17 protein-coding genes and 1 pseudogene are annotated in these 19,484 nt (G+C 70.5%); 5 read left to right on the plus strand and 13 right to left on the minus strand.

The genetic code is table 11. The features are described from left to right. Positions 1-95: 95 nt before the first annotated feature. Together M3Q35_RS21855 and M3Q35_RS21860 are read right to left on the minus strand one after the other, a co-directional pair. The gene (locus tag M3Q35_RS21855) at positions 96-812 is read right to left on the minus strand and encodes a Clp protease N-terminal domain-containing protein (protein ID WP_273943806.1); all 717 of its coding nucleotides are present in this window, start codon (positions 810-812) and stop codon (positions 96-98) included. Between the two features lie 88 nt (positions 813-900). Further along, on the minus strand, positions 901-1,959 hold the full coding sequence (locus tag M3Q35_RS21860) for a CdaR family transcriptional regulator (RefSeq protein ID WP_273943807.1): 1,059 nt from the start codon (positions 1,957-1,959) through the stop codon (positions 901-903). An 80-nt stretch (positions 1,960-2,039) separates the two neighbouring features. On the opposite strand from M3Q35_RS21860, the gene M3Q35_RS21865 reads away from it, so the two are divergent. Then, entirely contained in the window at positions 2,040-3,344 is a 1,305-nt protein-coding gene (locus tag M3Q35_RS21865) for an MFS transporter (protein ID WP_273943808.1), read from the plus strand. Then, a complete protein-coding gene (locus M3Q35_RS21870; RefSeq protein ID WP_273943809.1) occupies positions 3,341-4,561 on the plus strand; it encodes an NAD(P)/FAD-dependent oxidoreductase in 1,221 nt (406 codons plus the stop codon). Before M3Q35_RS21865 ends, M3Q35_RS21870 begins: the two co-directional genes overlap by 4 nt. Positions 4,562-4,824: 263 nt before the next feature. Here M3Q35_RS21870 and M3Q35_RS21875 read toward each other — a convergent pair whose 3' ends face one another. The 4 genes from M3Q35_RS21875 to M3Q35_RS21890 form a co-directional block, all read right to left on the minus strand. Further along, complete coding sequence (locus M3Q35_RS21875) at positions 4,825-5,454, minus strand: RICIN domain-containing protein (RefSeq protein ID WP_273943810.1); 630 nt, start codon at positions 5,452-5,454, stop codon at positions 4,825-4,827. Between the two features lie 209 nt (positions 5,455-5,663). Next, positions 5,664-6,890, minus strand: a complete 1,227-nt coding sequence (locus M3Q35_RS21880; protein ID WP_273943811.1) for a chitinase — start codon at positions 6,888-6,890, stop codon at positions 5,664-5,666. 20 nt (positions 6,891-6,910) lie between these two features. Beyond that, positions 6,911-8,377 (minus strand): carbohydrate binding domain-containing protein, encoded by a 1,467-nt coding sequence (locus M3Q35_RS21885; RefSeq protein ID WP_273943812.1) that lies wholly within the window; start codon positions 8,375-8,377, stop codon positions 6,911-6,913. A 177-nt stretch (positions 8,378-8,554) separates the two neighbouring features. Beyond that, on the minus strand, positions 8,555-9,967 hold the full coding sequence (locus M3Q35_RS21890) for a phosphatidylinositol-specific phospholipase C domain-containing protein (RefSeq protein ID WP_273943813.1): 1,413 nt from the start codon (positions 9,965-9,967) through the stop codon (positions 8,555-8,557). A 256-nt stretch (positions 9,968-10,223) separates the two neighbouring features. Here M3Q35_RS21890 and M3Q35_RS21895 point away from each other — a divergent pair, with 256 nt between their 5' ends. Together M3Q35_RS21895 and M3Q35_RS21900 are read left to right on the plus strand one after the other, a co-directional pair. Next, a complete protein-coding gene (locus M3Q35_RS21895; RefSeq protein ID WP_273943815.1) occupies positions 10,224-11,087 on the plus strand; it encodes a CHRD domain-containing protein in 864 nt (287 codons plus the stop codon). A 74-nt stretch (positions 11,088-11,161) separates the two neighbouring features. Continuing rightward, positions 11,162-11,557 carry a VOC family protein gene (locus tag M3Q35_RS21900; protein WP_273943816.1) on the plus strand — a complete coding sequence of 132 codons (396 nt, stop codon included), beginning with the start codon at positions 11,162-11,164 and terminating at the stop codon, positions 11,555-11,557. 62 nt (positions 11,558-11,619) lie between these two features. Here M3Q35_RS21900 and pheT read toward each other — a convergent pair. The 6 genes and pseudogenes from pheT to infC all read right to left on the minus strand — a co-directional run bounded on the left by pheT (position 11,620) and on the right by infC (position 17,414). Beyond that, positions 11,620-14,093, minus strand: a pseudogene (gene pheT, locus M3Q35_RS21905) (phenylalanine--tRNA ligase subunit beta). 5 nt (positions 14,094-14,098) lie between these two features. Beyond that, positions 14,099-15,166: a phenylalanine--tRNA ligase subunit alpha gene (pheS, locus tag M3Q35_RS21910; protein WP_273943817.1), complete on the minus strand. Its 1,068-nt coding sequence runs from the start codon at positions 15,164-15,166 to the stop codon at positions 14,099-14,101. A gap of 74 nt (positions 15,167-15,240) precedes the next feature. Then, on the minus strand, positions 15,241-16,053 hold the full coding sequence (locus M3Q35_RS21915) for a TrmH family RNA methyltransferase (protein ID WP_273943818.1): 813 nt from the start codon (positions 16,051-16,053) through the stop codon (positions 15,241-15,243). A gap of 32 nt (positions 16,054-16,085) precedes the next feature. Continuing rightward, a complete protein-coding gene (rplT, locus tag M3Q35_RS21920) occupies positions 16,086-16,466 on the minus strand; it encodes a 50S ribosomal protein L20 (RefSeq protein ID WP_184866759.1) in 381 nt (126 codons plus the stop codon). Between the two features lie 74 nt (positions 16,467-16,540). Further along, positions 16,541-16,735, minus strand: a complete 195-nt coding sequence (rpmI, locus tag M3Q35_RS21925) for a 50S ribosomal protein L35 (RefSeq protein WP_273943820.1) — start codon at positions 16,733-16,735, stop codon at positions 16,541-16,543. A gap of 73 nt (positions 16,736-16,808) precedes the next feature. Beyond that, on the minus strand, positions 16,809-17,414 hold the full coding sequence (infC, locus tag M3Q35_RS21930) for a translation initiation factor IF-3 (RefSeq protein ID WP_273943821.1): 606 nt from the start codon (positions 17,412-17,414) through the stop codon (positions 16,809-16,811). 223 nt (positions 17,415-17,637) lie between these two features. Here infC and M3Q35_RS21935 point away from each other — a divergent pair, with 223 nt between their 5' ends. After that, the gene (locus tag M3Q35_RS21935; protein WP_184866756.1) at positions 17,638-17,988 is read left to right on the plus strand and encodes a DUF1844 domain-containing protein; all 351 of its coding nucleotides are present in this window, start codon (positions 17,638-17,640) and stop codon (positions 17,986-17,988) included. 76 nt (positions 17,989-18,064) lie between these two features. On the opposite strand, the gene M3Q35_RS21940 is transcribed toward M3Q35_RS21935, so the two are convergent. Continuing rightward, the gene (locus M3Q35_RS21940; RefSeq protein WP_273943823.1) at positions 18,065-19,480 is read right to left on the minus strand and encodes an amidase; all 1,416 of its coding nucleotides are present in this window, start codon (positions 19,478-19,480) and stop codon (positions 18,065-18,067) included. Positions 19,481-19,484: the final 4 nt, after the last annotated feature.

Consider the following 19,484-nt stretch of genomic DNA (forward strand, 5'->3'; position numbering starts at 1 on the left):
TGCGGCGACCACGACAAGCAGCATTCTCGCGCCGGATCCCCAAGCCGCTCCACCGGAATCGGGTGATCCGGCCCGGGGTCGGTCGTGGAGCATTGTCACTCCAGGCCCACGTGCCGTTCCAGCCGTGCGAGGCGGTCGAGCAGCGGCTTGAGCTGCTGGCCGACCAGCGCCGCGACGGCGGCGGCCGGGTTGGTCGGCGTGCTCTGGTCGCGATGGTGGACGAAGCCGGCGAGCGCCGCTGCCGTCGCGCCGCGGAGGCTGCGCAGCTCCGCCCCTGCCGCGCGCAGTGCCTGGCCGGCCGTGCCGTCCTGCTCGGCCACGAGCCCCAGCAGGAGGTGTTCGCAGCCGATGTAGTTGTGGCCCATGGTGATCGCCTCGGTCACCGCCAGCTCGAACGCGTTGGCCAGCGGTCCGCTGAACTTGTCCGCCCGGTGTTCCTGCGCCGTCGGCTGCGGCAGCTCCCGCAGCAGCTTCCGCGGCTCGATCTCCGACGCCGTCAGCACCCGCAGGGCCATGTTGTTGCCCTCTTTGATGATTCCTTGCAGCAGGTGCTCCGTGCCGACCAGCGCCGCCGCTTCCTCACGGGCGCTGTCGATCGCCAGCTTCACCGTCTGCCGAGCCCGTTCGGTGAAGTGCGGCAGCTTCTCCGTCGGGTCCCCGCCGTCGAGGTCCCCGATCGTCGCCTCGCGGATCGCCGTCACCCGCTTCACCGACGTCTCCAGCGCCCGCTGGCAGATCGCCGACACCGGCACCCCCGACTCCCGGACCGCGTCGGCCAGCTCGTCGGGCAGATACACGTTGATCTTGGGCATCACGATGTCTCCCCTTCCCGGTTCCGAGTGCTAACCCCATGTATACCCCTGACTGGGGTTACAGGCAAGAAGGTGCGCGGGCGGCCGGTCACACCACCAAGCACGCCAGATAGACCGCCAGGCCGACCGCTGGTTCCCGGATCGGGCGGCGGAGCAGGTTGGTGATCTTGTCGAGGCGGTAGAGCAGGGTGTTGCGGTGGATGTGCAGGGACTCGGCGGCGCGGACGAGGGTGAAGCCGGACTCGGCCCAGGCGACGGCGGTGGCGCGGAGGGTGGGCCACTCCGGTTCGGCGCGCAGCGGACCGATGGTGACCTCGGCGAAGCGAGAGCGGGCGTGCGGGCCGCAGCCGGCGAGGAGCTGGTGCACGCGGAGGTCGGAGATGGGGTGCAGGGGCGTGGTCCGCGGGGCGATGGCGAGGGCGTCGGAAGCGTCGAGGCAGGCGGCGTGCAGCTCGGCGACGCCGGTGGCGGGATCACTGAGTCCGATGTGGACCGCCGGCAGCAGCTCGGCCAGCCGGGAGCAGGGCGCCATTGGGTCGCCGAGGTGGAGGACGACGAAGCGGCCGGTGGCGATCTCGACGGCGTCCGGAAAAACCGAGCGGACGGCGTGTGGGTCCGCGGCGTGGATGAGGAGGGCGGTGCGTGGGCGGGAAAGGTCGAGGCCAAGATCGGCGGCGCGGCGAGAGACGGCCGCGGCGGAGACGACGGCGGGGTCGAAGGAGACGACGTCCCGCACGAGATCGGCGACCGCCCGGTCCCGCAGCAGCCGGGACCGCAGCAGGATGGCCTCGCGGACCAGGATCTCGGTGTGCCGCTGGACCAGCAGCCCGAACCTGCGGACCTGCCGCGGCGAGCCGGTGATGCCGACGGTGCCGAGCGCCTCGCCGTCGACGACGATCGGCAGCGTCATGCCGGGCCGCACGCCACGCAGCAGCCGCGCCTGGGCGGCATCGTGCCAGGCCGGCACGAGCGTGCGGACGACCTCGACCGAAGCCTCGTGCAGCGACCCGACCCGAGCCTGGTCGCCGCTGCCGATGACCAGGCCGTCCCGGTCGGTGACCAGCACGTTGAAACCGACGATACGACTGGTCTCGGCCGCTATCTCCTGCGCAACGGCGGCAGTGAGCGGACTGTGCGAATCGTCCAAGGAACACCTCGAAACGCCGGCAACGGTCATACGAAGCATACGATGACGGCCGGCCGAAGTGTGTCTACCGTCACAACACCATGGCGACCACACTGGAGCGGGCGAGACCGTCCCGCACGCACTGGCTCATCACGATGTACGCGGGCGGCGGGGAGTTCTGCGACGGGTACATCCTCAGCATCATCGGGGTGGCCCTGCCGCTGGTCACCGGAGCGTTCTCGCTGGACGCGGCCGGGGCGGGGCTGATCGGGTCGGCCTCGCTGATCGGGATGTTCGTGGGCGGCCTGGTGTTCGGCCGCGTGACGGACCTGGTCGGCCGGCAGAAGGTGTACCTGTTCGACATCGCGGCGTTCATCCTGCTGTCGGTGCTCCAGCTGTTCGCGGACGCGCCGTGGCAGCTGGTAGTGCTGCGACTGCTGATGGGAGTGGCGATCGGCGCGGACTTCGCGATCGCCGGCACGATCGCGTCGGAGTTCGCGCCGCAGCGCTCGCGCGGCCCGCTGCTGGTGGTGATGGTGACGATGTGGTCGGTCGGCGCGGCCGTCGCCTACGTGGTCGGCTGGGCGATGCTGTCGGCGGGCCCGGAGGCGTGGCGGTGGATGCTGGCCAGCAGCGCGATCCCGGCGGCGTTGATCCTGTTCCTCCGCATGGGCACGCCGGAATCGCCGCGCTGGCTGCTGTCCAAGGGCCGGGTCGACGAGGCGCGGGCGGTGGTGCGGCAGATGCTCGGACCGGACGCGGACCTCTCGGACATCGAGGCCGACACCGGTGCCACCGGTCGGTACCGCGACATGTTCCACCGGCCGTACCTGCGGCGGACGGTGTTCGTGTGCGTGTTCTGGGCCTGCCAGCTGCTGCCGATCTACGCGATCAGCACGTACGAGCCGACGATCCTGCACTCGTTCGGCCTGGCCACCGGCGACGCGGCGTACCTGGGCGCGGTGGTGATCCAGATCTTCTACGTGCTGGGTTCGCTGTCCGGGGCGCTGTTCGTCAACCGCGGCCGGCGCACGCTGCTGCTGTGGAGCTTCGCCATCTCGGCCCTGCCACTGCTCGGCCTGGCCGCGCTGGACGGGCCGTCGGCGATCACGGTGGTGACGCTGTTCGTGGTGTTCGGCGTGGCCTCCTTCGCCAGCCAGTGCCTCCAGGCGATCTACCCGTCGGAGCTGTTCCCGACCGGGATCCGGGCCACCGCCAACGGTTTCGCCACCGGCATCAGCCGGGTCGGGGCCGCGCTCGGCACCTTCGGCGCGCCGATCCTGCTCGGGTACAGCACCCGGCTGGCCATGCTGGTCGGCGCGGTGATCGCGGTGGTCGGCTGGCTGGTGTCGTACTGGCTGGCGCCGGAGACGAGCGGCAAGACGCTGAGCGAGTCGTCCCGGTGAGGGTGGCCGTGGTCGGCGGCGGCGTGATCGGCCTGTGCAGTGCGCTCTCCTTGGCGCACAAGGGTTTCGATGTCACGGTGGTGGAACGCGACCGGCTCGGCAGTGGGGCGTCGAGGGGCAACGCCGGGGAGATCTGCCCGGACCTGGTCGAGCCGCTGCCGGCGCCCGGCGTGATCGCCGGGGCGCTGCGGACCCTGCACCGGCCGGACGCCGCGTTGCACATCCATCCCGCGATCAGCCCGGGCCTGGTCCGGTTCCTGGCGGCCTTCGCCCGCAACGCGACCCGCCGCCGCTACCGGCACGGGGCGACCGCGCTGAGCACCTTGGCCGCCGGCACCTTCGAGCTGTTCGACGAGCTCGGGGTGTCGGCGATCCGTGACGGATTCCTGTTCGCCTACGGCTCGGCGACGTCGGCCCAGGAGGCTCGGCGGGGGTTCCTCGCCTTGGGAGCGCCGGTCGGCGAGGTCCGGCTGGACCTGGCCGAACCGTGCCTGGGCCCGGGTGCGGTGGCTGGATTCGTCGTGGAACGGCAGTGGTCCATCGATCCGGGCGCGTTCGTCGACGCCCTGGCGGCGCGGCTGCGTGGGCTCGGCGTGGAGATCGTCGAGGGGGCGCGGGTCACCCGCGTGGACGAGGCCGATGGGCGGGTCCGGGTGCACACCAGCGCCGGCGAGGTCGAGTCGGAAGCGGCGGTCCTGGCCGCCGGGGTGTGGACCCGTGAGCTCGGCCGCACGCTGGGCGCGGACCTGAACCTGTTTCCCGGCAAGGGATACAGCTTCTCCGTGGCCGCCGACAAGCCGCCGAGCCGACTGGTCCACCTCGGCGACGCGCACGTGGCCGTGACGCCGCTCGGCGACCGGCTGCGCATCGCCGGCACGATGGAGTTCGACCGCGACCACGACCGGTTCAACCCGCGCCGGATCGACGCCATCGTCCGCGCCGCCCGCCCCTACCTCAGCGGCGTCGACTGGGCGGGCCGCCGCGAGGAATGGGTCGGTCCACGTCCCATGACGCCCGACGGTCTGCCGGCCATCGGCCGTTTTCCCGATCGTGCCAACGTTTTTGTCGCCACCGGCCACAACATGCTCGGCCTGATGCTGGCCCCGGCGACCGGCCGCCTGGTCGCCGGGATGCTCGCGGGTGAGCCTGCGCCGGCGGCGTTCGATCCACGGCGGCTGGCCCGGCGTTGCGGCGACCGGCTCGGCGGCCGTGGGTGACGGTGCCGAGGATCAACAACCCGAGCACGACGTAGGGCAGGATCGAGGAGATGCCGACCATGGTCGACACGGGCAGGGTGTAGCTGAGGATGATGCAGCGGGGCCAGCAGGGACGCGAGCAGGACGAGCCCGAACAGGCCGGTCACGGCGGAGTCCTTGACCAGCAGCAGGCGGGCGTCGTTGAAGGCGAAGCCGACGACACCCTGCGCGACCCACGCGCGGACGGGGAGACGGGCCGCGGCCCGCCTCCCCGGATCAGTCACTTACAAACTGAACAGCTTCCAATACTGCCACGATTGACCGTTGCAGTCCCAGAGCTGGATCTTCCAGCCCCGATTGGGCGGGGAATAAGGATTGTTCGAGTCAACGCGTATCTCAACACACTTGCCACCGACACGGATCTCGCCGTAGCCGAGGGTGTTGGGCCCCGGGTCGTACCAACGGAAGTTCTGATTGGGCGGGATGCCGGTCTTGCAGGGAAACACCCCGACATCCTGACCGTTCCAGAACTGACCGGTATTGCCCGGATCGCCGGCGTCCATACACTTCTGACTGGCCTGGTTGATCAGCGCACAGCACGCTGTCCCGCCGGGCGAGTTCAAGGCGAACTGCTGGTTGTCCCCGAAGTTGCAGTCCCACACGGTCAGTGGAACCCAGGCCTCCTTGGCATTGTCCGACATATTGACATCCAGACACATACCCCCGTCCAGGCTCTTGAAGGTCGGATAAGCCTGGCTGGGCCGAAGAGCCCGATGCGCGGAGTGGGACACGCGGTCCGGGTTCGCTCCGGACGCCGATGCCGTTGACGTGCCACCAACGAGAGCGATGACAGCCACGAAGAGGAACACCGCCACAGCGCCGATCGAACGCCGCAGCAGGGAGAATCTGAGCATATCTTCTCCTGACATTCCGCTGGGATGACGTCACTCAGTGCTAGCAGCGGAAGGCTTGTCCAGCTTCGGCGAACGGAGAGTGGACAACAACGGCTGAACAACCGTAGTCGGCCATGGATTCCCGCAACGCTTGGGTCAGCGGCTCGGGCGGAGTTCTGCGTGTGCTGACCCCGCGGCTCACCCGGACGCCGGGTGAGCCGCGGGGTCGCTCAGCAGGCGCCGTTGTCCTGCCAGATGTTCCAGGCGATCGGCGAGCCGGGCGTCACGCCGGTCGACCAGTACAGCGACGTCCACTTGTGGCCGTTGTAGGAGACGACGTTGCCCGGCACGTAGGCGGTGCTGACACTCCACGCGGCGATGCCGGCGCAGCCGCCGCCGGGTGGCGTGGTGGTGGTTGTCGTCGTCGTGGTGGGCGGAGTGCTGCCACCCCCGCCGCCGTTGTAGCTGTCGAAGATCTTGCTGAAGTCCAGTTTTGACTGACTGATGTTGGTGCACGACGGCAGACCGCTCACGCCGCCGCCGCACGGCTGGTCACGGTCGACCGACCAGAACGCCAGCCGACCGATCCCGTTGGCATTGGCGAAGTTCACCACCGTGTGTGCGTCGTTCTCGCTGAACACCTCGGCCGCGTCGTCGTTCTGGCCGATCATCGGCGTGATGCCGATGTTGCCGTAGGTGTCGGACGGCCACAGGCCGCGGGCGACGTTCAGCGTGGCGGTGGCGGCCTGGGTGGCGTACGGGCCCATCGTCGGGTTGCCGTCCCAGGAGCCGTAGTAGTCCATCGTCATGATGTTGATCAGATCGATGCGCGCGCCGTCGTTCTTGGCGTCCTGGAGGAAGGTCTGCCCGTTGTTGTCGGGACCGCTGGGCAGCACCGGAATCGTCACCGACACCACGAGACCGGGGTTGGCGCTCTCCAGGCTCCTGATGGCGGCGAAGCGGTTGTTGATCGAGGTCGGGTCGGCGATCGCCGCGCCCTCCACATCGAAGTCGATGTGGTTGACGTGCAACGTGTTCACCACCGACTGGTAGGCCGCGGTGAGCGAGCTGGTGTTGGTGCAGGACTGCGCCAGTTCGACGCCGCCGGCGCCGCCGAAGGACACGATCGCCTGCGCACCGGCCGACACGGCCGCGCTGATCTCGCCGTTGACCGTCGGGTCGTTGCTGACCGGCAGCGTGTCACCCCAGATCGGGGTGCAGCCGGCGCCGATCACGAACGCGGCGGTGAACGCCTTGAGGCCGGCGCCGCTGATCGCGGCCGGCAGCATGGGCTCCTGGTTGTTGGTCATGTCGACGTACGGCGCCACGCCGAAGCCGGTCGCGGCCGGGGTCAGCACGGTCTGGTCGGCCGCGCCGGCGTAGCCGACCAGGCCGACGGCAAGCAGCAGACTGGCGGCCGCGGCCGGCCAGGCCACCTTGGGACGTAAGAGTTTCATCGCCACACCTCGCAGGGGAGTCAGTACTGGACGACGATCTTGGTGAAGTCGTAGGCGCCCTGCGTGATGTTGCTACAGGTGCCGGGCGCCCAGTTCTCGGGCACGCCCGCGGGACACTGGAAGTCCCGGTTGACCGACCAGAACGAGAACCAGGCGGGGTGGTTCGCCCTGGCGAAGGACAACAGCTGGCTGAAGGTGTCCTGGGTGAACAGCTCGCTGGGCTGGTCGCTGTGCCCGTTCATCAGCTGCAAGCCCAGGTGTGCCCACGCGGTCGCCGTGCTCCAGCCGTAGATGGCGGCCAGCTGCGAAGCCGCGGTGGAGGCGATGTTCTCGGTCTGCCCCACCTCGGTGCCGCTGGTCAGGCCGGTGTCGAAGTCCATGATGTTGACGATGTCCAGCCGCGCGCCGGCGGCGACCGCGGCGCGGATCTCGTCGGTGCCGCTGCCCGGGAAACCCACGGTGGTCATCGGGATCGTCAGCGAGACGACGAGGTTCGGGTTGTTGCGCTCCAGGATCGCGACGGCGCCGAAGCGGACCGCGGTGTTGGCGTCCAGCGCCCCGTTCTCGTAGTCGAAGTCGACGTGTTTGAGCTGGTACTTGGTGATCACCTGCTGGTAGGCGTTGGCCAGCGCGGCGGCGCTGCCGCAGGTGGTGCCCAGCTCGGTGCCGTTGTAGCCGCCGAACGAGACGGCCGCGTCGCCGCCGGCCGCGCGGATGGCGTTGATCTGCGCCGCGACGGCGGTGTCGGTCGAGACGAGCGAGCTGCTGCTGCCGTCCCACGCCGGCGTGCAGCCGCCGGAGTCCAGCACGAAGGCGAGGTTGAACTCCTTCTCGCCGGAGCCGGCCACGATGGCGCTGATCGACGGCGGCGTGTTGTCCAGCGGCATCAGGTACGACGGGTGGGTCCAGCCGGTGTTCGGCGGCGGCGTGACAGTGGTCGTGGTCGTTGTCGTGCTGGTCGGCGGCGGGCCGCCACCGGCCGGGCCGCTCAGGTTGACGTCGTCGGCGTAGTAGGTCGGCTGGCCGTACCAGCCGTGCACGAACACGGTGACGCTGGTCATCGACGCGCCGGTGGTGAAGCTGGTGCTGAGCTGCTGGAACGACGGCGCGGCCTGGGTCCAGGTGCTGGCGTTGACGCCGGTTCCGGTCGCGCCCAGGTAGACGTAGGAGCCCTGGACGAACGCGGTCAGCGTGTAGGCGCTGTTCGGGGCGACGCTGATGGTCTGCGTGCACTGGGCATCGGCGGCGCTGGACGGTGTGCCGGCCAGCGCCTTCGTGCCGGCGTGCACCGGCGAGGACACCGTGGTCGCGGTGCCGGCGTCGCAGGTCCAGCCGGTCAGGCCGGATTCGAAGCCGGGATCGGTAACCAGGTTGGTCGCCGCGGTGGCGGCCGGCGCCGTCGTCAGGACGGCGGCGGTGAGCAGGGCGGTCATGGCGGCCGCGAGGGCCGCCGCCAGGGCGAGGCGGGTGCGTGACAGGGACGGCATGTGTTGCCTCCAACGGCGGCCGTGGAGTACCACCCCGAAAGTGGACTAGACCACCTGGCGCCGTCAAGTGCTGTCAACTGTGAAAGCCCGCCGGGGGCGGACCACCGGAGCCGGTGGTCCGCCCTGGTAGTGCGTGGTAGTAAACGGATTGACCGAATCGTCACTATCCACAGTGGACTACGGCAGGGTCCACCGCTGGTTCGTGCCGCCGTTGCAGTCCCAGATGATCAGCTGCGAGCCGTTGTTCGTGGACGCCCCGGGGTCGTCGAGGCACTTGCCGGACGCCACGCTCACCAACGAGCCGTTCGCGCCGGAGGTCCACTGCTGGTTGCTGGCGCCGTTGCAGTCCCACAGCTGCACGTGGGTGCCGTTGGCGGTCGCGCCGCCGGTGACATCCAGGCACAGACCGGCGGTGCGCAGCGTGCGGTCCGGCTGCACGGTCCACTGCTGCGCGCCGGTTCCGTTGCAGTCCCACAGATCCACGGTCGCGCCGGGCGTGGTCGACGAGCTGTAGTCGTCAAGACACTTGCCGGGCAGGCCCGACGGCACCGCCCCGGCCAGCTGCCCCGACTGCTGCCGGATCAGCGCGGCGATCAGTGCGTGACCGGGGAAGTCGGTCAGCACCACACCGACATGGCTCGTGGCGCCGCTGTTGAGGAAGTCGACCGCCTTGGGGTTGACCGCGCCGGCCACGTCGGCCGGACCGGCGCCGAACGGCGTGCAGTTGGCGGACAGGTAGGTGGTGTACATCGCGGTGGAGGCATTGGCCTTCTGCATGTTGGCCTGCGCCTCGCCCCACTTGGTGGTGGTGTCGCACTGCGTCCAGTCGTTCTCGACGTACTGGCCGAAGTTCCCGGTCGTCAGCTGGGTCAGGCCGTAGCCGCCGTACATCCCGCCGCGCGGGCCGGTGAACGTGGTCAGCACGATGTGCCCGCGTGCCTGGCCGACCGTCGGCATGTCGGCGGTGCTGTTGCCGGTCACCGTCGGCGCGTAGAACAGGCCGGGGTAGCTGGCCACGTAGCCGTCGAAGATCCGGGTCCGGTCGGCCTGGGTGATGTTCGACGGGTCGTCGGCGCAGTGTCCGATCGAACTGCTGCCGCTGCCGCCCTCGGTGGAGTCGCCGTCGCACTCGCCGTGCAGGTCCATCAGCACGGTCTCGCCCGGGTGCGCGGCCAGGAAGGTTCTGGCGTGCGTGAGCACGTCGTCGAAATTGGCGTTCTGGTAGACGTCGGTGTGGTGGATGGCGAAAGCGGTGTCGTTGTTCACCACCCGTACCCGGATGTCGATCGCCCGCACCCCGGCGTTGAGCTGGGCGTCCAGGGTCGCCGCGCTGTCGCCGTGATCCTCCTGGGCCTCATACGCCCACGGCGCCCATCCGCCGTGGATGGCCAACGTGTCGTGGGTGCCGGGAATGGTCAGCGAGCCCAGGCTGGTCTGCGCCGGCAGGCCGGCCATCCAGTCCGGGTGGCTCTCCACGCCTAGGCTGTTGAACGCGTCCGACGAGGTGATCGGCTGCGCGGTCGCGGTGCCGGCGAACGCGGGCAGCAGGAGCAGGGAAGTGGACAGCACGGCCACGGCGGTCCGCCGCATGGTCTTCCTCCACAGGGTTTCGGTCCACAAACGACCCGTACGGTCGACTGGATCTTCCGTGGTGTCAAGGAAAACGGCGCGAGCTGTCCACATGTTGTCGGTGCCGGACATTCGGGCGCGCGCCGGTTGGACGGCGACGACCCCATGAACCCGTCAACTGTCAAGGAAGATCCTTGTGAACCAACGGGTTCCGGTGTCCGTGGCGGTGCTGTCGGCGACATTCCAGTCGCCGCCCATCTGGTGGAGGACACGGTCCATGTTCAAGCGAGCACTGCTGAGCACGCTGTCCCTGGCCGTCGGTATCACGCTCACCACCGGCGGAGTGGCCGCAGCGACACAGACACACACCAACACCATCTTCTACGCCGCCGTGCTGACCGGCGCCAACGAGGTCCCGGCGGCCGACCCGGCCGACCAGGCCTCGGCGATCGTCAGCGTCACCGGCACCACGGTGTGCTTCGCGGAGCGCTGGTCGCATTTGACCACGCCCACCGCGTCGCACATCCACGCCGGCCGGCCCGGCGCCCCCGGGCCGGTCAAGATCCCGTTCTTCGCGGGCCAGCTGCCGGCCAGCATCACCGCGCTGACCGGGTGCACCACGTCCGACGCCGCCACGTTGGACGCGATCGCCGCCGACCCGGCCGCCTTCTACGTCAACATCCACACCCCGCTGTTCCCGGCCGGCGCCGCCCGTGGCCAGCTGACCAGGCTGCACCATGCCGTCGACCTGCAGCAGTTCCTCGGGCATCCCAACTTCGCCGCGCTCGCTCGCGGCGCCAACGAGGTGCCCAACCCCGGCGCGCCGAACGGCCTGATCATCGGCCTGTTCGACATCGGCGCCAGCACGGTCGGCTTCGCCATGCACTGGCAGGGCTTCGTCTCCCCGGTCGCCGCGCACATCCACAAGGCGCCGGCCGGCACCGCCGGCCCGGTCGTGGTGCCGTTCTTCGCCGCCCCGGCCGGTCTGCCCGCGACGCTCACCGGCGTCGCCGGCTCCGTCACGGCCGATCCGGCGCTGCTGACCCAGATCCGGCAGAACCCGTCGGGGTACTACTTCAACATGCACACCGCCGCGTTCCCCGCGGGCGTCGCCCGGGGTCAGCTCGTGATCGTCATCTAGTCGATCGGACGTGTGCCGGGACTGCCGCCTCCCGGCACACGCCGTCAGCCGCACGGTGTCGCTAGGGTTCGGCCATGACGTCCCGTTTGCACAATGTCACCATCGACTGCGCTGATCCCGTCGCACTGGCCAACTTCTGGGCGGCCGTCACCGGCTACGAGCAGCATCCGGAGAACGGGGTCGATCCCGAGGACGACGAGACGCTGCTGTTCGCACCGGGCGACGGCCCCCGCATCCTGTTCATCCGGGTCCCCGAAGGCAAGGCGGTGAAGAACCGGCTACACCTCGATCTCCAGCCGGACATCCCGCGGGACGAGGAGGTGGAGCGGCTGCTGGCCCTCGGCGCAACGATGGTGCTGGACATGCGTCGACCGGACGGCCGCGGCTGGGCACAGCTGGCGGACCCGGAAGGCAACGAGTTCTGCGTGGAGCGCAGCGCCGCCGAACGCAAGGCGCTGGGCGACGCCTGAGTGCAGGAAGGGGCCTTCCTACACTCGGAGTGTAGGAAGGCCCCCTTCCAAGCGTTATGGGGTCAGCGGAGGGTGGCGCCGTGGGCGGAGGTGGCGGAGGCGACGGCGGCGTCGCGGGCGGCGGTGGCCTCCTCGACGGTGAGGGTGCGGTCGCCGGCCCGGAAACGGAGGGCGTAAGCCAAGGAACGCTTGCCCTCGCCGAGCTGCTCGCCGGTGTAGACGTCGAACAGGCGCAGGTCCTCCAACAGCTCGCCGCCGCCGGAACGCAAAGCGGAAGCGACGTCGGCGACGGGCACCGAGGAGTCCACGACCAAGGCCACGTCCAACAACACCGGCGGGTACGGCGAGATGACGGGCACCGGACGGCGCTCGACGACCGGCAGGGCGTCGAGGTCGATCTCCATCGCACAGGTGCGCTTGGGCAGACCGAGCTTCTCGATCACGGCCGGGTGCAGCTCGCCGGCGTGCCCGACGGGCCAACCGCCGACGCGCAGCTCGGCGCACCGGCCGGGGTGCCACGGGGCGAGCTCGGAGGCGACGACGGTGAGCTCGACGCCCCACGCGTGGGCGACGGTCCGGGCGGCCTCGACGGCGTCGGCCCACGAGGCCTCGCGGCCCTTGCCCCACCAACCGGCCTGCTCACGCTGGCCGGACAGCACGACGGTGGCGTGCAAAGGCTGGTTGGGCAGCGATGCCTCGAGCTTGCCGAGGTCCTCTTCGGACGGACGGCCCTCGACGCCGACGGCCGGCACCGCGACCGGCTGGGCCTTGGGCAGGAAGACCTGTCCGATGTGGAACAGCGCCAGGTCCCGCTGCCCACGGGAAACGTTGCGGCGCAACATGTCCAGCATGTTGGGCAGCAGCGTGGTGGCCAGCTCGGGGTGGTCGGCCTCCAGCGGGTTGAGCACCTTGACGGTGTTGCGCCGGATGTCGTCGTCGTCCAACCCGAAGTCGTCCCACGTGGTGGTGGCGACGAACGGGAACGGCAGCACCTCGGCGTAACCGGCCTCGGCCAGCGCGCGGGACGCGGCCCGGCGACGGCGCTGCGACTCGGTCAGCCCCGCTGCGGCGGCGCGGGCGGCAGCTCGGACGGAATCGTGTGGTACCCCTCCAGCCGCAGCACCTCCTCCACCAGGTCGGCGGGCTGGGTGAGGTCGGGCCGCCACGGCGGCGGCGTCGCGATGACGAACGTGCGGCCGTCGTCGCTGGTGGTGACCTCGACGCCGCAACCGATCTGGCCGAGTCGCCGCGCGGTCACGCCACGGGCGTAGCGCTGGCCGGCGACGCGGTCGGGCAGGTCGATCGGCATCGACACGGGAGACGGCAGGATCGGGTTGCCGACGTCCGTACGGCCGGGGCGGATGCTGCCCTCGCCGAACTCGTCGAGCAGCTTGGCCGCACGGTCCACCGCGGCCGCGGCCACCACCGGGTCGACGGCCCGCTCGAAACGCCGCGACGCCTCGCTGGGCAGCTTGTGCCGGCGGGCGGTGCGGGCGATCGAGGCCGGCTCCCAGTTGGCCGCCTCCAGCAGGATGTCGGTGCTGTCGTCACCGACCTCGGTGGACGCGCCGCCCATCACGCCGGCCAGCGACACCGGGCCGCTGTCGTCGCAGATGACCAGGTCGTCGGTGTTCAGGGTGCGCTCGACATCGTCCAGCGTGCGCAGCTTCTCGCCGGCCTGCGCCCGCCGCACCACCAGCGTGCCCTTGAGCTTGGCGGCGTCGAAGGCGTGCAGCGGCTGGCCGGTCTCCAGCATCACGTAGTTGGTCACGTCGACCGGCAGCGAGATCGACCGGATGCCGGCCAGCATCAGCCGGCGGCGCATCCAGAACGGGGTCGGCGCGCCGGTGTCCACGCCGGTCACCCGGCGGGCCACGAAACGCCGGCAGCCCTGCTCATCCTGCACGTCGACCGGCCACACCCCGTTGTCGGTCGGGCGGATCTCGGCGCCGGCCGGGTCGCCGAACGGCAGGTCGAAGGCGCAGGCCAGGTCGCGGCCGAGACCACGGACGGACAGCGCGTAGCCGCGGTCGGGCGTGATCGACAGCTCCAGCACGGCGTCGTCCAGGCCGAGCAGGCCCTTCGCGTCGTCGCCGGGGCTGGCCGTGCCGGGCGGCAGCACCAGGATGCCGGTGTGGTCGTCGCCGAGGCCGAGCTCCTTGACGGAGCAGATCATGCCCTCGCTGACCTTGCCGTACGTCTTGCGCGCGGCGATCTCGAAGCCGCCGGGCAGCACCGCGCCGGGCAGCGCCACCACGACCAGGTCGCCCTCGACGAAGTTGCGGGCGCCGCAGACGATGCCCTGGATCTGGTCCTCGTCCACCTCGACCCGGCAGTACCGGATCGGCTTCTTGAACTCGGTGAGCTCCTCGATCTCCACCACCAGGCCGACCACCAGCGGGCCGTCCACGGTTTCGAGCCGCTCGACCGCCTCGACCTCGTGGCCGATCCGGATCAGGGCCTCGGCCACGTCCTCGGGCGTGGTCTCCTCGGGCAGCGGCAGGTGCTCGGCGAGCCAGCTGACAGGAATGCGCACGGGACTCAGAACTCCGTTCCGAAGGGCAAGGTGAAGCGGACATCGCCCTCGACCATGTCGTGCATGTCGGGGATGCCGTTGCGGAACATCAGCGTGCGCTCGAGGCCCATGCCGAACGCGAAGCCCGAGTACACGTCGGGGTCGACGCCGCAGGCCCGCAGCACGTTGGGGTGCACCATGCCGCAGCCACCCCACTCCACCCAGCCGGCGCCGCCCTTCTTCTGCGGGAACCAGACGTCGGGCTCGGCCGAGGGCTCGGTGAACGGGAAGTAGGAGGGGCGCAGCCGGATCCGCGACTCGTCGCCGAACATGGCCTTGGCGAAGGCGTCCAGCGTGCCCTTGAGGTGGGCCATGGTGATGCCCTTGTCCACGACCAGGCCCTCGATCTGGTGGAAGACCGGGGTGTGGGTGGCGTCGAGGGCGTCGGTGCGGAAGGTGCGGCCCGGGCAGATCACGTAGACCGGCAGGTCACGCTGGAGCAGCGAGCGGATCTGCACCGGCGAGGTGTGCGTGCGCAGCACCAGCCCGGAGTCCTCCGGCGCGACGTAGAAGGTGTCCTGCATGGTGCGGGCCGGGTGGTCCTTGCCGAAGTTCAACGCGTCGAAGTTGAACCACTCGGTCTCCAGCTCCGGACCCTCGGCGATCTCGTAGCCCATGCCGGTGAACACGTCGGCGATGCGCTCGGACAGCGTGGTCAGCGGGTGCCGGGCGCCGCGCGCGACGCGGTCCCACGGCAGCGAGACGTCGACCTGCTCGGTGGCCAGGACCTGCTTGGCCCGCTCGGCCTCCAGCGCGGCCTTGCGCGCGTCGAACGCGGCCTTGATCTCCTGCTGGGCCTCGTTCACCCGCTTGCCGGCCTCGGAGCGGGCGGCCGGCGGCAGCGCGCCGATCTCCCGGCGGGCGGTCAGCAGCGGCGACCGGTCGCCGAGGTGCGCCCGCTTGACCGCGGCCAACTGATCGAGGTCGGACGCCTCGCCGAACGCCTCGTGCGCCTGCTCGACCGCGGCTTTCAGCGTCTCCGGCGCGAGTGCCGCGACCTGCTTGGGGTCGAAAGGATCGTTGACTCCGGACATGGTCGCCTGACAACTCCTGGGGCTTCATGCGGGTGGTGAACAGACCGATCCTAGAGGGTCGGACTGAAACGATTTCACGCGGAGCGCTGCACCCGGGCCGAGGTGTAGAGACAGATGGCCGCGGCGGTGGCGAGGTTAAGGCTCTCGGCCTGTCCGTGGATCGGCACCCGCAGCGCGGTGTCGGTCTCGGCCAGCAGCTCGTCGGGCAGGCCGTGGGCCTCGCTGCCGAACACCCACGCGGTCGGCCCGGCCAGCTCGCCGGCCCGTTCCGCCTGGTCCAGGTCGTGCTCCGCGTAGCCGTCGGCCGCGACCAGCCGCAGTCCGGCGTCGCGACACGCCGCCAACACCGCGTTCGTGTCACGCGAGCGGGCGACCGGGAGGTGGAACAGGCTGCCGGTGGAGGCACGCACGCACTTGCCGTTGTGCGGGTCGACGGTGTCACCGGCCAGCAGCACCGCGTCCGCGCCGGCGGCGTCGGCCACCCGCAGCACGGTGCCGGCGTTGCCCGGATCGGACACGCCGACCAGCACGGCCACCAGCACCGGGGCGGCGCTGAGGGCATCGGCCAGCGAGCGGTCGACGAGGTCGCAGACGGCGACGAGGCCCTGCGGTGACACGGTCTCGGACAGTCCGTCGGCGGCCTTGTCGGTCACCTCGCTGACCGGGATGCGCTGGTCACGGGCCCGGTCGAGCAGTTCGGCGTTGCGCTGCGCGGCCACGGCGGTGGTGAACACCTCGTGCACGCGACCACGGCCGGCGTCGGCCCAGGCCAGCGCCTCACGCACGGCCTGCGCGCCCTCGGCCAGGAAGCGGCCGTCCCGGTCGCGGCCGGCACGCCTGGTCAGCTGCCGCGCCGCGGCGACCCGGGGAGTGCGTTCGGTGAACACGTCGGCCCCGGGTCGCGCCTGGAACGTCTTGCTCAGCCCTGGCTCACCGGGGTCTGGGCCGGCACGTTCTTGCGGGCCAGCTCGACCAGCGCGGCGAACGCGTCGGCGTCGTTGACCGCGAGCTCGGCCAGGATCTTGCGGTCGACCTCGACACCCGCGACCTTGAGGCCCTGGATGAAGCGGTTGTAGGTCATGCCGTTCTGGCGCGCGGCCGCGTTGATACGCGTGATCCACAGCTGCCGGAAGTCACCCTTGCGGGCACGACGGTCCCGGTAGGCGTAGTTGAGCGAGTGGAGCACCTGCTCCTTGGCCTTGCGGTACAGCCGGGAGCGCTGGCCGCGGTAGCCGCTGGCGAGCTCCAGGGTCGTGCGGCGCTTCTTCTGGGCGTTGACCGCCCGCTTGACGCGTGCCACTGGTTCATCCTGTCAATCTCAAGGGGGTGTTCGGGGCACCCCGGGGGTGTTCGTGGGGAGGCAGCGCTCGCGCGTCAGAGGCCGAGCATCTTCTTCATGCGCGACACGTCGCTCTTGGCGACCTGCTTGTCACCGGCGTAGCGGCGGGTCAGCTTGCTGGACTTCTTCTCCAGCAGGTGGCGCTTGCCGGTGCCCTCCCGCATGAGCTTGCCCTTGCCGGTCACCTTCACGCGCTTGGAGATGCCGCTGTGCGTCTTGTTCTTGGGCATTGTCGTCCTCGTTGTCGTACCGCCGCCCGGATCGGGCGGCGGTGCGTCGTCGTACCTCGGGGGTTCCCGGGTATCACTCCTGCTCGGAGCCGGTCTCCGGGGTGGCGGCCTTGATCGGCCGGGTCTTCGTGGTCTTGTGCGGCGCCAACACCATGATCATGTTGCGGCCGTCCTGCTTCGCGCTGGACTCGACGAAGCCGAGCTCGTTCACGTCCTCGGCCAGCCGCTGCAACAGCCGGAAGCCGAGCTCCGGCCGGGACTGCTCGCGGCCGCGGAACATGATCGTGACCTTGACCTTGTGCCCGTGCTCGAGGAAGCGAACCACGTGGTTCTTCTTCGTCTCGTAGTCGTGCGGGTCGATCTTCGGCCGGAGCTTCTGCTCCTTGATCACGGTGAGCTGCTGGTTGCGCCGGGACTCGCGGGCCTTCTGCGCGCTCTCGTACTTGTACTTGCCGTAGTCCATGAGCTTGCAGACCGGCGGGCGGGCCTGCGGTGCGACCTCGACGAGGTCCAGATCCGCTTCCACGGCGAGCCGCAGGGCGTCCTCGATGCGGACGATCCCCACCTGTTCGCCGTTCGGTCCGACGAGCCGAACCTCGGGCACCCGGATGCGTTCGTTGATCCGGGCCTCGGGAGCGGCGGTGGGGCCACCACGGTCTCGACTAGAGGGAGCTGTCATGCACGTCCTTCACTGCCTTCATGCGCCAGGAACAGCAACGGCCCCACATGTCCGTGACATGCGGGGCCCGCTTCCTTCCGATCGCCCGGCGCTGGCGCCGAACTGCTCCAGCCAGGGCTGGAGGACCGGACCCGGCTGCCCGTAGGCGGCTCGGGTGGGAGCGGGGCTCCACTTGCCGCCCCCGCACATACGGGGGCTGGTCGCACGTGTAAGGGTAGCAGACGTGACGGAACTGCCCGAAATCGACGGCCCCCAGCTGCGGGAGCTGGCCGCCGTGCCCAGCGTGGAGATCATCAGCCGGGCCGCGGTGATGCTGCTGTCGGCCGCGGCCGAGCGGCTCGGCCTGGCCGACACCGAGCCCGAGTCCAGCCCGCACCGGGACCTGGACGAGGCCCGGCGGCTGATCACCGCGCTGGCCGGCCTGATCACCGCGTCCGCCGAGTACCTCGGCCCGCACGCCGGCCCGTTGCGGGACGGCCTGCAAGCCGTGCAGCGAGCGTTCCGCGAGGGCTCCGCCGTGCCCGACGAGCCCGGCCAGGGCCCCGGCGAAAAGTACACCGGCCCGGTCTACTGACCCCGAATCGACGCTTGGAAGGGGCCTTCCTGCACTCCGAGTGCAGGAAGGCCCCCTTCCAAGCGTTAGAGGTTGCTCACAGGGCGGGGCGGCGGAGGTGCCAAGGGGTGGCCTGCTGGTAGGCGTGGGCGGCGGCCGCGAGGTGGGGTTCGGTGTGGGCGGGGCCTAGGAGCTGGACGCCGATGGGCATGCCGGAGTCGGTGACGCCGGCGGGGAAGGCGACGGCCGGCAGGCCGGTGACGCTGGCCAGCAAAGCGAACCTGGTGAGCACGGGGATCAGCGGCAGGCCGTCGACCTCCTCGGTGCCGTGCGGCAGGTCGGGCACGGGCGAGGTCGGCATGAGCACCACGTCGACCGTGCCGAACAGGGCGTTGACCTGCGCGATCAGCCGTCGCCGGACGCGGCGGGCCTGCACGTAGTCCTCGACGGGCGCCTCAAGGCCGGCTTCGAGGAACGCCTGGATGCCGTGGCTGAACGGCTCGCCGGCCAGGTGCTCGCGGTAGGCTTCGGCGGCCTCGCGGAAGACCAGCAACGAGGACACCGAGCCGTACAGCTCGGCGGCGGGCAGCCGCACCGGGACCGTGGTGGCGCCGAGGTCGCAGAGCACGTCGGCGACGGCGTCCATGGCGGCGAGGACGTCGGGGCGGGCACCGGCAAGGAAGGCGTCGTCGGGAATTCCGACGCGAAGATCCTTCACGCCGGGCAGCCGGCCGACGGTCACGACGGGGTCGCCGAGCGACTGACCGGCGAGGACGCGGAGCAGGAGCAGCGCATCGCGGGCGTCACGGGCCATCGGGCCGACGACGTCGTGCGACCAGGCCAGCGGGCGGATGCCCTCGACCGGCAGCAGGCCGTGAGTGGGCTTGATCGCGGTGGTGCCGCAGAACGCCGACGGCAGGCGGAGCGAGCCGCCGGTGTCGGTGCCGAGCGCCGCGGCGACCTGGCCGGCCGCCAACGCGGCGGCCGAACCGCCGGAGGAGCCGGACGTCATCTTGGTGGTGTCCCACGGGTTGTGGGACTGGGGCGTGGAGACGCCGTAAGCGATCTCGTGGGTTTGAGTCTTACCGATGACGATGCCGCCGGCCTCGCGGATGCGGGTGACGACCGTGGCATCGGTGGCCGCCGGTTCGGTGAAGACGGTGGTGCCGGCGGCGGTGACCGTGCCGGCGACGTCGATGAGGTCCTTGATCGCGACGGGAACGCCGTGCAGCACGGCCTGCGGACGCTCGACCGACAGCGCCGCGGCGTTGGCACGGACATCCTCGGCGACGGAGACGAAGGCGTGCACCGCAGGGTCGGTCGCGGCGATCCGGCCCAGGCATGACTCGACCAGCTCTAACGGCGTCAGCGCACCGTCATGGATGGCGCAGGCGGCGTCGACCAGGCCCAGCTGCCACGGCTCGACGGCGTCCACTGCGGCGTCGGCGGCGCGAACGGCGTCAACCGCCGCGGTGACGAACGGCTGCGCCCATTCGAGGCGCGAATGGCTCATGCCG

Source organism: Kutzneria chonburiensis, from assembly GCF_028622115.1.
GTDB lineage: Bacteria > Actinomycetota > Actinomycetes > Mycobacteriales > Pseudonocardiaceae > Kutzneria > Kutzneria chonburiensis.

Coding starts and splice junctions, on each gene's coding strand:
- M3Q35_RS21855 (WP_273943806.1), bottom strand. CDS start 812: ATGCCCAAGATCAACGTGTATCTGCCCGACGAGCTGGCCGACGCGGTC.
- M3Q35_RS21865 (WP_273943808.1), top strand. CDS start 2,040: ATGGCGACCACACTGGAGCGGGCGAGACCGTCCCGCACGCACTGGCTC.
- M3Q35_RS21875 (WP_273943810.1), bottom strand. CDS start 5,454: ATGCTCAGATTCTCCCTGCTGCGGCGTTCGATCGGCGCTGTGGCGGTG.
- M3Q35_RS21880 (WP_273943811.1), bottom strand. CDS start 6,890: ATGAAACTCTTACGTCCCAAGGTGGCCTGGCCGGCCGCGGCCGCCAGT.
- M3Q35_RS21885 (WP_273943812.1), bottom strand. CDS start 8,377: ATGCCGTCCCTGTCACGCACCCGCCTCGCCCTGGCGGCGGCCCTCGCG.
- M3Q35_RS21890 (WP_273943813.1), bottom strand. CDS start 9,967: ATGCGGCGGACCGCCGTGGCCGTGCTGTCCACTTCCCTGCTCCTGCTG.
- M3Q35_RS21895 (WP_273943815.1), top strand. CDS start 10,224: ATGTTCAAGCGAGCACTGCTGAGCACGCTGTCCCTGGCCGTCGGTATC.
- M3Q35_RS21900 (WP_273943816.1), top strand. CDS start 11,162: ATGACGTCCCGTTTGCACAATGTCACCATCGACTGCGCTGATCCCGTC.
- pheS (WP_273943817.1), bottom strand. CDS start 15,166: ATGTCCGGAGTCAACGATCCTTTCGACCCCAAGCAGGTCGCGGCACTC.
- rpmI (WP_273943820.1), bottom strand. CDS start 16,735: ATGCCCAAGAACAAGACGCACAGCGGCATCTCCAAGCGCGTGAAGGTG.
- infC (WP_273943821.1), bottom strand. CDS start 17,414: ATGACAGCTCCCTCTAGTCGAGACCGTGGTGGCCCCACCGCCGCTCCC.
- M3Q35_RS21940 (WP_273943823.1), bottom strand. CDS start 19,480: ATGAGCCATTCGCGCCTCGAATGGGCGCAGCCGTTCGTCACCGCGGCG.